We start from the raw sequence: 11,963 nt of genomic DNA on the forward strand, positions 1-11,963 counted from the left end.
CCCCCCGTACGGCGCATCCTTTGCTCACTCTTCGTGCCTGCCGCCGCCAGGAGCAGTCGTGCCACCCACCACCGGACCCGTCCACCCGCCCTCCCCGCACGGGCCGTTCGGCCACGCACTGGCCGACCTGCTGGACGTCCTGCTGCCCACGCACTGCGCCGGCTGCGGCACCGACCGCACCCAGCTCTGCCCCGCGTGCCGGCACGCCCTGGGCGCCTCCCGGCCCGGCCCCACGCTGCTGCCCTGGGCACACGCCGCGGCACCGTACGCCGACCCGGTCCGGCAGTTGCTGCTTGCCCACAAGGAACGCGGCGCCCTGCGACTGGCCGGCCCCCTCGGCGAAGCCCTCGGCCGGGCGGTGCGCTCCGCGCTCGGGCCGCGCGCCGGGCTCGCGCCGCTGCTGCTGGTGCCGATGCCCTCCACCCGGGCCGCCGTCCGCGCCCGCGGCCACGACCCGACGCTCCGGCTGGCCGCGGCCGCGGCGCGCTCACTGCGCCGGGCCGGCCTGGACGTCAGGGCCGCACCGCTGCTGCGCCACACCCGCCCGGTCGCCGACCAGGCCGAACTGACCGCGGCCGAGCGCCGGCGCAACCTGCACGGCGCGCTCACCGTCCTGCCGCGCGCACACCGGAGCCTGGCGGGCCGTCAACCGGTCCTGGTGGACGACCTGGTGACCACCGGTGCCAGCCTCGCCGAGGCCGCGCGGGCACTGGCCGCGGCCGGTCTGCCGGCCGGCGCGGCGGCCACCGTCGCGGCGGCCGGCCCGCTGCGCGCCCGGGAGGGCCCGCTCTGAGGCCCACCCGGCGGCGGCCCGGGGCTCAGCCCGGGTAGAAGAAGGCGCTCGCCCGGTCCGACAGCGTGACTTCCCGCCACTGACTGTTGGTCAGCCGGTAGATCCGGCCCTCGGTGGCCTGCAGCGCCAGCACCGGCGGAGTCAGCCCGTTCGCCCGGGACTCCGAGGCCTCGGCGGTCGCCATGCCCTCGCCGCCCTGCGCCGGGGCGTCGGTGCTCGGCGAGCCGTCGGTGCTGATGTAGTGCAGCTGCGGGAGGCGGTCGGCCTCCTTGCCCAGCACCAGCAGCTGGTCGGACTCCGCCCAGGACAGCGACGCGACGTCGGTGATCGCCGGGGCCGCCGTGTGCAGCCCGACGATCCGCACGGTCGGCGCCTCCGGGGTGCCGCCGTGCACGATCGCGCCGAACATCAGCGACCGGCTGGACGAGCTCGGCCCCTTCACCACGAGGGCGATCCGGGCGCCGTCCGAGGAAACCCGGAGCATCTGCACGCTCTGCCCGTTCAGCTTCTCGACCGGAACGGTGTACGTCCGGTTGCCGCGGACCATCACCACGCGCGGGTCCTCCGGGCTGCGGTCCACCACCCAGAGGTCGCCGCGGCCGTCCCAGCTGGGCGAGGCCAGCCCGTCGTCGCCGGTGTGCGCCGAGGTCAGCACCGGTTCGGGCAGCGCGACCGCGTTGTCGGACAGCGGCACCGAGTAGAGCTGGTGGTGGTCGCGGCCGAGCACCGCGGCCTGGGAGCCGTCCCGGCGGACGGCGACGGGGCCGAGCGGGGTCTTGCCGGCCGGCTGCGGCTTGCCGAGCACGCCGCGCACGGAGCTGGTGGTGGTGTCGTTGACCAGCATCAGGGCGCCGTTGTCATTGCGCTGGAGGTACTGCTGCGCGCCGTCCGACCCGGACAGCGCCCCGGGGCCGGTGGACGGCGAGTCGTTGCGACCGGCCGTGCAACCGCCCCGCTGCCCCTTCAGCTCCACCTTCTCGACCTGCCCCTTCCCCTGCTCGGCGAGGGTGTAGAAGAGCTGGGTCGCCATCCGCCGGCAGGACATCGTGTCGGCGAGGTCGGCACCGCCGAGCTGCACGTGGGCGACACGGCTGTCGTCGACGCCGACCCGGTCGATGCTCGCTCCGCCGGGGAAGGCCGTCCGCACGGCCGGTCCGAGCCAGGACGACGGCCCGCCGACCAGCGCCTTGGCGGCCGCCGTCAGCGGGTCCGTCCGCCGCCGCAGGTAGATCGGGTCGGCGACCAGCACGTCCGGGGCCGGCCCGAAGCCCGCCGCCGACGGGTCGGGCGCGGTGTAGAAGTACCGGTCCACCTGGCGGTAGCTGTTGCGGAAGTTGGTCTCGTTCATGATCAGGCCGGGCGGCAGCTTGTCGATGCGCCACTCCCCGTCCTTCTGGCGCAGGAAGGTGAAGTCGGACGACTTCGTGCTCTGCCCCGTCACCAGCTCGTAGGTGTGCCTGGGGTCGACGTCCGCGACGACCTGCCCGGTGATGGACAGCGTGGTGCTGATGTCCGCCTCCGGGAGGTCCGCACCGGCCGGCGGAATGGTGGCCGAGAGCACCGTGATGCCCGCGTCCGGGTTCCAGGCCGCGGCGGCCTCCTCGGTGAGGTACTTGCGCGCCGTGTCGTAGCCCTCGTCGGCCGTCACCGCGTCGAGGAACCCGGCCAGCAGGTCCTGCGGCTTGGCACCCTTGGCGGGCCCCACCGGGAAGACCCGCACCTGCAGGTTCTTGTCGGCCGAGCCCTGGGAGAGCTCGACCTTGGTGATGCCGCCCGAGTCCGGCATGGCCGCGCACCCGCCGGCCAGCAGGGCGACGAACACCCCGCCGGCCACCGCCGCGAGCCGCGGATCAGGCCTGCCGCTGGTCCTTCGCACGCTGCGTCCCCTCCGTGTCCGTCCCGCCCGTCAGATCCGGCTCCGCCGTGCGCTGCGCCACCGACGGCCGTCCGGGCGTGGGGTCCACCATGACCTGGGCACCGGTGGCCAGGTAGCCGGCCCCCGCCGCGCGCACGTCGGACGGGTCCGCGCGCGGCCCCTCCGGCAGCCTGGCCTTGCCGAGGCCCGGGCCGATGTTCAGCACCCCTCCGAGACCGCTGCCCAGGCTGCTGCCGACGGCGTCCGGCGTCTCGGCCTGCTCCTCGGCCGCGGTGAGGGCCGTCGCCCCGGCCGGGGTGATCGCCCGCCGGTACGGCGTCCCGTACGTGCCGAGGCCCCGGTTGTTGCGCGAGTCCTCCGGCTCCAGCCGGAACGGCGCCCGGCTGATCTCCCCGCCGCGCGTGCGCGGCAGCGTGAGCCGGAAGTGCGAGCCACCGCCGGGCTCGCCCCAGGCCTGCAGCCAGCCGCCGTGCAGGTGCGCGTCCTCCACCGCGATCGACAGGCCGAGACCGGTGCCGCCGGTGGTCCGCACCCGCGACGGGTCGGCCCGCCAGAAACGGTGGAACACCCGGGACGCCTCGCCCGGCTTGAGCCCGATGCCGTAGTCGCGCACGCCGACGGCGACCGCGCCGTCCGCCGAGCCCAGCCGGACCACGACGTCGCGGCCCTCGCCGTGCTCCAGCGCGTTGACCACCAGGTTGCGCAGGATGCGCTCGATCCGGCGGGAGTCCACCTCGGCGACCACCGGCTCGCCGTCGCCGCGGATCACCACGGCGCTGCCCTTGGCCTGGGCCAGCGGGTCGGCGGCCTCCACCACGCGGGCGACGATGTCGCGCAGGTCCACCGGCTCGGCGTCCAGGATCGCGGCGCCGGCGTCGAAGCGGCTGATCTCCAGCAGGTCGGCGAGCAGCGACTCGAAGCGGTCCAGCTGGCCCTGCAGCAGCTCGGCCGAGCGCGCCGCCATCGGGTCCAGGTCCTCGCGGCTGTCGTAGATCAGGTCGGCGGCCATCCGGACCGTGGTCAGCGGGGTGCGCAGCTCGTGCGAGACGTCCGAGACGAAGCGCCGCTGCACCCTGGACAGCTCCTCCAGCTGCCGGATCTGCGCCTGGAGCGCGTTGGCCATCCGGTTGTACGACTCGCCGAGGCGGGCGATGTCGTCGGTGCCGGTGACCTTCATCCGCTCTTCCAGGTGCCCGTCGGCCAGCCGCTCGGAGATCCCGGCGGCCATCCGGACCGGGGTGACCACCTGGCGCACCACGACCCAGGCGATGCCGCCCATGAGGATCACGACGAACACGCCGGCGGTCGCCAGGGTGCCGGTGACCAGGTTGAGGGTGTCCGTCTCCTGCCCGAAGGAGAAGACGTAGAAGAGCTGGTAGCTCGTGTTGTTGGTCGGGCCGTCGAACTGCATGCCGAGCGCCAGCCCGGGCTCGGTGTGCCCGCCGCTCTCGGCGGAGCGGTGGATCCGGGTCGGCTGGTCGAACATCTGCCCGGGCTCGGCGTACACCTTGGCCCGCAGCGTGTCGGGCACGCTGATCGGCAGGATGTCGCCCGAGTAGCGCGGGCCGAAGCCCACCGCGTCCGGCAGCACGGTCTGGCCGGTGCCGGGCATCGTCGCGATCACCGAGTAGACCGTCTGCCCGCTCGCGGCCAGGTCGTTGACCTGCCGCAGCAGCCAGGACCCGACCTCGTCGGTGCTCGGGTCCGCCGTCGCGCCGACCCGCATCCGCTGGTCCTTGGCCTCGTCGATCTTCTTCAGCTCGGCCTGGAAGCCGATCCGCGCCTGCTCGCGCGCGGACGCCAGCTTGGTGTCCAGCAGACCGGTGCGCACCTGCGCCACGACGACCACGCCCAGCACCAGCACGACCGCGATGGACGCCAGCAGCGACACCGCGACGACGCGCAGCTGGATCGAGCGGCGGTACAGCGCCGTCACCCGGTGCGCGGGCCGGCGCAGCTGACGGGTCACCAACGCGAGCATCGCGGCCGGGCCACGCCGGCGGAGGGTGGTCGAACTCAGCACGTCCCCGCGCACGGCGCCCGCCCCGTCGGTCGCGGAACCCGACGGGGACTCGTCAGCCCGGTGCGTCACGTCAGCTGGGTCCGGCCTTGTAGCCGACGCCGCGGACGGTCACCACGATCTCGGGGCGCTCCGGGTCCTTCTCGATCTTCGACCGCAGGCGCTGCACGTGGACGTTGACGAGCCGGGTGTCCGCCGCGTGGCGGTAGCCCCAGACCTGCTCCAGCAGCACCTCGCGGGTGAACACCTGCCACGGCTTGCGGGCCAGCGCCACCAGCAGGTCGAACTCCAGCGGGGTCAGCGGGATGCCCCGGCCGTCCCGCTTCACCGAGTGACCGGCCACGTCGATCACCAGGTCGCCTATGGTCAGCTGCTCGGGCGTGGGCTCCTCGGCGCGGCGCAGCCGGGCACGCACCCGGGCCACCAGCTCCTTGGGCTTGAACGGCTTCGTGACGTAGTCGTCGGCACCCGACTCCAGGCCCACCACGACGTCGACCGTGTCGGTCTTCGCGGTCAGCATGACGATCGGGATCCCGGACTCGGCCCGGATCTGGCGGCAGACGTCGATGCCGTCCCGGCCGGGCAGCATCAGGTCGAGCAGCACGAGGTCGGGCTTGGTCTCCCGGAACGCGGCTAGTGCCTTGTCCCCGTCTGCGACGAAAAACGGCTCAAAACCCTCACCACGCAACACGATGCCGAGCATCTCGGCCAGTGCGGAGTCGTCATCAACGACGAGGACGCGTCCCTTCATGGCTCCATCCTCTCATTACCGGATTGTGACCTGCCGCACAGCAGTGCCAATGCTCCACAACGGCCAACTCGACCAGCCGGGAATTCCGGCCATACCGGGCGAATGCCCCCCGGTGGAGCGTCTCCGAACCGTCCCGGAGCCGTGCCCGGACCCCCGTCACGCCCCCGTATCCGTTCCGCGACCGGATACCCCTGGGGCCTGTCGGCGCCCCATGGCACGATGGGCCTGCGCGCGGGTGGAAGATCCACCCGGCACCGCGCCCCCAGGACGCCCTCCGAGGAGCAGTGATGACCGACACTCCGGGCTGGGCCTCGCCCGGCTCGTCCGAGCCACCCCGCGACGACGCCCGGCCCCCGGCCGACGCTCCCGCCGGCGTGCCCGGGCCGTCGGCACCGCCCCAGGGCGCCCCCGTCCCGCCGCCCGCCTGGGGCGGCCCGCAGGTCCCGCCCGCCCGCAACGGCTGGGGCGGCCCGCCGCCCGGCCCGCAGGGCCCGTACGGCCCCTACGGCTGGGGCGCCCCGCCGAGCCCCAAGCCCGGCGTGATCCCGCTGCGCCCGCTCGGCCTCGGCGAGCTCCTCGACGGCTCCGTCTCCACCATCCGCAAGCACTGGCACACCGCGCTCGGCCTGTCGCTGGGCATCGCCGTGCTCCAGCAGGTCGGCGGCGTCGGCGCCCAGCTGCTGATCGGCGGCAAGACCGGCGACTTCACCGCCGTCCTCGTCGTGCTCGCCAGCCTGCCGCTCAACCTGCTGCTCGGCGTCATCGCGACCGCCCTGCTCACCGTGGTGGTCAGCCGCGCGATCCTCGGCCAGAGCGTCACCATCCGGGAGGCCTGGCGCGGCGCCCGCGCCCAGCTGCTCCAGCTGCTCGGCCTCACGCTGCTGACGGGGCTGATCACCGGCGGCGTCATGGTGCTCGGCTTCGGCCCACTGATCGGCTACGCGGCGGCCGGTGCGGCCTCGCCCGCGATCGTCGGGCTGCTGGTGATCGTCGGCCTGCTCAGCCTGCCCGTCGTGGTCTGGCTCTGGATCCAGCTCAGCCTCGCCGCGCCCGCCCTGATGCTGGAGAAGCAGGGCGTCATCACGGCGCTCTCGCGCTCCCGCCGGCTCGTGCGCGGCTCGTGGTGGCGGATCTGCGGCATCACCGTGCTCAGCCAGATCATCGCCTTCATCGTCTCGGGGATCATCGCGGTCCCGTTCACGGTCATCGGCCTGGTGCTCGGCCTCGGCGACCTCCAGCAGCAGATGGAGAGCGGCGGCGCCACGCAGCAGCCGGTCGCCCTCCTGATCGCCACGGCGATCGCCGGCGTCATCGCCTCCACCCTCACCGTGCCCTTCACCGCGGGCATCGGCGTTCTCCTCTACGTCGACCAGCGGATCCGCCGCGAGGCCCTCGACATCGAGCTCGCCCGCGCCGCCGGCCTGCCCGAGGACGGCGGCACCGGCTGGGGCGGCCAGGCCGGCGCCGACCCGACGAGGCTCTGAACCGGATGCCGATCTGGGGGGAGAGGCTCCTCGCCGCGGGCGGCGCCCCGGTCACGGTCCCGCGTGACCCGGCCCGCGACGCCGCCCGCGACGAACTGCTCGACGCCGACTACCACCGGCACGACCCGAGCCTCGTGAAGCGGGTCCTGGACTGGCTGAACCAGCACCTCTCCGACGCGCTCGACGCCATCTCCGGGAACGGTACGAGCGGCACCACCGGCCTGGTCTTCTTCCTGATCGTCGCCGTCCTGGTCGCCGCCGCGCTGTGGTGGCGCCTCGGCGCACCCAAGCGGGCCGCCCGCACCGCCCTGGACGTGTACGGCACGACCGGTCCGCGCACCGCCGCCCAGCACCGGGCCGACGCCGAACGCCACGCCGCCGCGGGGCAGTGGGCCGACGCCGTCCGCGAGCAGATGCGCGCCCTCGTCCGTGCCCTGGAGGAGCGCACCGTCCTCGACGCCCGCCCCGGCCGCACCGCCGACGAGGCCGCCGCCGAGGCCGGCCGGGCCCTGCCCGAACACGCCGCCGCGCTGGCCGCCGCCGCCCGCTCCTTCGACGACATCGCCTTCGGCGAGCGCACCGCCGACCAGGCCGCCTACCAGTCGCTCCACGACCTCGACCGGGCGCTGGAACGCACCCGCCCGACCCTCGACCCGGCCCCGGGAGGCGCGGCATGACGACCACCGCCCCCGCGCCCGCCACCGAGCCGCCGGCACCGGCCCACGCCCCCAGCAGCCTGGCCCCCACCGGCCGCGGCCTGTGGCACCGCTACCGCTGGTACCTCGCGGCGCTCGCCTTCCTCCTCACCGGCACCGTCGTCATCGCGGGTCTGAGCCAGGACCGCCGCTACCCGCCGCTCGACCCGCGCTCCTACGACGGGGACGGCGCCCACGCCGTCGTGGCCCTGCTCGAACAGCGCGGCGTCACCGCCACGCTCACCGGCGATCCCACCGTCCGCCCCACCGGCGACGACACCCTCGTCATCCCCGAGCCCGACCTGCTCGACGCCGGCCAGCTCCACGCCATCGCCGCCGCCCGGCACAAGCGGCTCGTCCTCATAGCCCCCGGCCCGGCCGCCCTCAGCGCCCTCGTCCCCGGCGTCCGCGCGGGCGACGAGCGCGGCGCCCCGGCCTGGGCCACCGTCCGCGGCACCGACCCGGGCTGCGACCTCCCCGAGGCCGAGCGGGCCGGAAGCGTCGGCATCGGCGGCTTCGTCTACACCAGCGGCAGCCGCGGCACCGGCTGCTACCCGCGCAATCACGGATTCCCCCTGGTCAGCGCCCCGACCCCCAGCGGCGACGCGATCGTCCTCGGCAGCGCCGACCTCCTGCAGAACCACCTGCTCGGCAACGACGGCAACGCCTCCCTCGCCCTCGGCCTCCTCGGCTCCCAGCCGCACCTCACCTGGCACCTGCCCGACTACAGCTCGCCGGCCGCCGACACCACCGACCGCCGCAGCTTCACCGACCTCATCCCGGCCGGCTGGCACTGGGCCACCCTGCAGCTCGCGATCGCCGCCGCCCTGGCCGCGCTCTGGCGCGCCCGCCGCCTCGGCCCGGTGATCAGCGAGAACCTGCCCGTCGTGGTCCGCGCCGCCGAGACCACCGAGGGCCGCGCCCGCCTCTACCACCGGGCCAAGGCCCGCGGCCGCGCCGCCGACGCCCTGCGCCGGGCCGCCGCCCACCGCCTCGCCCCCGCCCTGGGCGTCCCGCTCAGCGCCGGCGCACCCGACCCCGACGCACTCTGCGCGGCCGTCGCCGACCGCCTCACCACGCGCCCCGCCGGGGACGTGCGGGCCCTCCTCCACGGCCCCGACCCGACCGACGACGCCGCGCTGCTGCGGCTCGCCGACGACCTCGACGCCCTCGAAAGGCAGGTACGGAAGCCGTGACCGAACAGGCCACCGCCCAGCTCCACCCCACCTCCGGCACGGCGCCCGCCACCCCCGGCGCCACCATCGACCCGCGCCAGGCCCTGACCGCCCTGCGCACGGAGATCGGCAAGGCCGTGGTCGGCCAGGACGCCGCCGTCACCGGCCTCGTCGTGGCCCTGCTCTGCGGCGGCCACGTCCTGCTGGAGGGCGTCCCCGGAGTCGCCAAGACCCTGCTGGTCCGCACCCTCTCCACCGCGCTCAGCCTGGAGACCAAGCGCATCCAGTTCACCCCCGACCTGATGCCCGGCGACGTCACCGGCTCGCTGGTCTACGACGCCCGCACCGCCGAGTTCTCCTTCCAGCCCGGCCCGGTCTTCACCAACCTCCTGCTCGCCGACGAGATCAACCGCACCCCGCCCAAGACCCAGGCCGCCCTGCTGGAGGCCATGGAGGAGCGCCAGGTCACCGTCGACGGCGAACCGCGCGCGCTGCCCGTCCCGTTCCTCGTCGCCGCGACGCAGAACCCGGTCGAGTACGAGGGCACCTACCCGCTGCCCGAGGCCCAGCTCGACCGCTTCCTGCTCAAGCTGATCCTGCCGCTGCCCGACCGCGACCAGGAGTTCCAGGTCCTCTCGCGGCACGCCGCCGGCTTCGACCCGCGCGACCTCGCCGCCGCCGGCGTCCGCCCGGTCGCCGGGCCCGAGCACCTCGCCGCCGCGCGCGAGCAGATCGCCGAGCTGACCGTCTCCCCCGAGGTCCTCGCCTACATCGTCGACCTCTGCCGGGCCACCCGGCAGTCCCCTTCCCTGTCCATGGGCGTCTCCCCCCGCGGCGCCACGGCCCTGCTGGCCGCCTCCCGGGCGTGGGCCTGGCTGGCCGGACGCGACTACGTCACCCCGGACGACGTCAAGGCACTCGCCCTGCCCACCCTGCGGCACCGCGTCGCGCTGCGCGCCGAGGCCGAGATGGAGGGCGTCACCGCCGACTCCGTCATCCAGGCCGTCCTCGCCCAGACGCCGGCCCCCCGCTAGAGCCACCCCGCCCGCACCGGGTACCCGAAGGAGCGCACCGCATGGCCCTCACCGGGCGAACCGCCCTGCTCGCCGCGATCGGCGCGCTCGTCGTGGGCCTGCTGCTGCCGTCCTGGACCGGGATCGGCGTCGTCACCGGCGCCGTCCTGCTCGCCGTCGTCGCCGACCTGGTGCTCGCCGCCCCCGTCCGCAGCCTCCGGCTCGGCCGCGGCGGCGCCACCACGGTCCGCCTCGGCGAGCCGGCACCGGTCGAACTGACCGTCACCAACCCCTCCGGCCGCCCCCTCCGGGCCCGGATCCGCGACGCCTGGGCGCCGTCCGCCTGGCGCCCCGGCACGGCCGGCGCCGCCTCCCGGCACACCCTGACCGTCCCCGGCGGTGAACGGCGCCGCACCACCACCGTCCTCGTGCCGACCCGCCGCGGCGACCACCACGCCCACCGGGTGACGATCCGTTCCCTCGGCCCGCTCGGCCTGGCCGGCCGTCAGAGCTCGCACCTCGCCCCCTGGACGGTTCGCGCGCTGCCGCCCTTCGCCGGCCGCAAGCACCTGCCATCCCGGCTCGCCCGCCTGCGCGAACTCGACGGCCGCACCTCGGTGCTGACCCGCGGCCAGGGCACCGAGTTCGACTCCCTGCGCGAGTACCTGCCCGGCGACGACGTCCGCTCCATCGACTGGCGCGCCAGCGCCCGCCGCCACACCGTCGCCGTCCGCACCTGGCGCCCCGAACGCGACCGCCACATCCTGATCGTCCTCGACACCGGCCGCACCTCCGCCGGCCGCGTCGGCGACGCCCCGCGCCTGGACGCCTCGCTCGACGCCGCCCTCCTGCTCACGGCACTCGCCACCCGCGCCGGCGACCGCGTCGACCTGCTCGCCCACGACCTCCGCCCGCGCGTCGCCGTCGCCGGACGCTCCCCCAGCGAGGTCCTGCCCGCGTTCACCAACGCCATGGCCTACCTGGAACCCGCACTCTACGAGACCGACATGCGCTCGCTGGTCGCCACCGCACTGCGGATGGCACCGCACCGCTCCCTGATCGTCCTGCTGACCGGCCTCGACGCGGGCCCGGTCGAAGAGGGTCTCCTCCCGCTGCTTCCGCAGCTCGTGAAGCGCCACGAGGTGGTGCTCGCCTCGGTCGCCGACCCCCGTCTCGACGAACTCGCCGCCGGCCGCGGCACCGTCGAGGCCGTCTACGGCGCCGCCGCCGCGGAGCAGACCCGCGCCGACCGCCGCCGCACCGCCGACCGCCTCACCCGACACGGCGTCACCGTCCTCGACGCCCTGCCGAGCAGGATCTCCCCGGCCCTCGCCGACACCTACCTCGCCCTCAAGGCCGCCGGCCGCCTCTGAGCCCGGACCCGGACCCGGTCGCGGTCCGGTCGCGGCTCCGGCTCCGGACCCGGCGGAAACCCGGGTGGCACGGACGCCCCGGCCGCATAGAGTCGGGCGATGCCCGAGCTGAAGCGGCTGCACGCCGAACACTCCCCCGCCGTCCTGGCCTTCGAGCTGGCGAACCGCGCCTACTTCGCGGCGTCGATCTCCGACCGCGGCGACGACTTCTTCGATCAATTCACCGCCCGCTACAGCGCCTTGCTGGCGGAACAGGAATCCGGCCTCTGCGCGTTCCACGTGCTCCTCGCCGAGGACGGGTCGGTCCTCGGCAGGTTCAACCTGGTCGACATCGAGCGCGAGGAGCACTCGGCAGAGCTCGGCTACCGGGTCGCCCGGCACGCCGCCGGCCGCGGCCTGGCGACGGCCACGGTGCTGACGCTGTGCCGACTGGCGGCGTCACAGTACGGGCTGCGGACACTGCGGGCGGCCACTTCACACGAGAACACCGCGTCGCAGAAGGTCCTGACGAAAGCCGGATTCGTCCCGGTCGGACCGGCCGGCCCGGCGGACCTGGGCGGCAAGACCGGCACCTGGTACCAACGCGACGTCATCCAGCAGCCGTAAGAACGTCCCGGAAAAGTCTCCGGACATGCGAAAAGCCCCTGATCCGAATGGATCAGGGGCTTTTCAGAAGAATTGTTCGGCAGCGTCCTACTCTCCCACAGGGTCCCCCCTGCAGTACCATCGGCGCTGTGAGGCTTAGCTTCCGGGTTCGGAATGTAACCGGGCGTTTCCCTCACG

General features: G+C 74.9%; 10 protein-coding genes and 1 rRNA gene. 7 read left to right on the forward strand and 4 right to left on the reverse strand.

What is annotated here, in order from left to right; all coding sequences use genetic code 11:
* The first annotated feature begins 58 nt into the window (after positions 1–58).
* Complete coding sequence (locus tag ACFXDE_RS38560; protein WP_380498990.1) at positions 59–793, forward strand: ComF family protein; 735 nt, start codon at positions 59–61, stop codon at positions 791–793.
* Positions 794–818: 25 nt separating this feature from the next.
* Here ACFXDE_RS38560 and ACFXDE_RS38565 read toward each other — a convergent pair whose 3' ends face one another.
* From ACFXDE_RS38565 to mtrA, 3 genes are all read right to left on the reverse strand, one after another.
* Complete coding sequence (locus ACFXDE_RS38565) at positions 819–2,669, reverse strand: LpqB family beta-propeller domain-containing protein (protein ID WP_380498991.1); 1,851 nt, start codon at positions 2,667–2,669, stop codon at positions 819–821.
* Positions 2,644–4,638 (reverse strand): MtrAB system histidine kinase MtrB, encoded by a 1,995-nt coding sequence (gene mtrB / locus ACFXDE_RS38570; RefSeq protein WP_380435440.1) that lies wholly within the window; start codon positions 4,636–4,638, stop codon positions 2,644–2,646. The genes ACFXDE_RS38565 and mtrB overlap by 26 nt, the downstream gene beginning before the upstream one ends.
* A gap of 124 nt (positions 4,639–4,762) precedes the next feature.
* Positions 4,763–5,440, reverse strand: coding sequence for an MtrAB system response regulator MtrA (gene mtrA / locus ACFXDE_RS38575; protein ID WP_030061806.1), 678 nt, complete (start codon positions 5,438–5,440; stop codon positions 4,763–4,765).
* A gap of 287 nt (positions 5,441–5,727) precedes the next feature.
* Here mtrA and ACFXDE_RS38580 point away from each other — a divergent pair, with 287 nt between their 5' ends.
* The 6 genes from ACFXDE_RS38580 (at position 5,728) to ACFXDE_RS38605 (ending at position 11,786) form a co-directional block, all read left to right on the forward strand.
* Positions 5,728–6,924 (forward strand): hypothetical protein, encoded by a 1,197-nt coding sequence (locus tag ACFXDE_RS38580; RefSeq protein ID WP_380498992.1) that lies wholly within the window; start codon positions 5,728–5,730, stop codon positions 6,922–6,924.
* A gap of 5 nt (positions 6,925–6,929) precedes the next feature.
* The gene (locus ACFXDE_RS38585; protein WP_380435442.1) at positions 6,930–7,601 is read left to right on the forward strand and encodes a DUF4129 domain-containing protein; all 672 of its coding nucleotides are present in this window, start codon (positions 6,930–6,932) and stop codon (positions 7,599–7,601) included.
* On the forward strand, positions 7,598–8,815 hold the full coding sequence (locus ACFXDE_RS38590; RefSeq protein WP_380498993.1) for a DUF4350 domain-containing protein: 1,218 nt from the start codon (positions 7,598–7,600) through the stop codon (positions 8,813–8,815). The genes ACFXDE_RS38585 and ACFXDE_RS38590 overlap by 4 nt, the downstream gene beginning before the upstream one ends.
* 65 nt (positions 8,816–8,880) lie before the next feature.
* Positions 8,881–9,828, forward strand: a complete 948-nt coding sequence (locus ACFXDE_RS38595) for an AAA family ATPase (RefSeq protein ID WP_380435454.1) — start codon at positions 8,881–8,883, stop codon at positions 9,826–9,828.
* A gap of 41 nt (positions 9,829–9,869) precedes the next feature.
* Positions 9,870–11,180, forward strand: a complete 1,311-nt coding sequence (locus ACFXDE_RS38600; RefSeq protein ID WP_380498994.1) for a DUF58 domain-containing protein — start codon at positions 9,870–9,872, stop codon at positions 11,178–11,180.
* A gap of 99 nt (positions 11,181–11,279) precedes the next feature.
* The gene (locus ACFXDE_RS38605; RefSeq protein ID WP_380498996.1) at positions 11,280–11,786 is read left to right on the forward strand and encodes a GNAT family N-acetyltransferase; all 507 of its coding nucleotides are present in this window, start codon (positions 11,280–11,282) and stop codon (positions 11,784–11,786) included.
* 74 nt (positions 11,787–11,860) lie between these two features.
* Here ACFXDE_RS38605 and rrf read toward each other — a convergent pair.
* Positions 11,861–11,963, reverse strand: a 5S ribosomal RNA gene (rrf, locus tag ACFXDE_RS38610); the annotation flags it as partial.

The sequence above is a fragment of the Kitasatospora sp. NPDC059408 genome (assembly GCF_042751525.1).
Taxonomy (GTDB): domain Bacteria; phylum Actinomycetota; class Actinomycetes; order Streptomycetales; family Streptomycetaceae; genus Kitasatospora.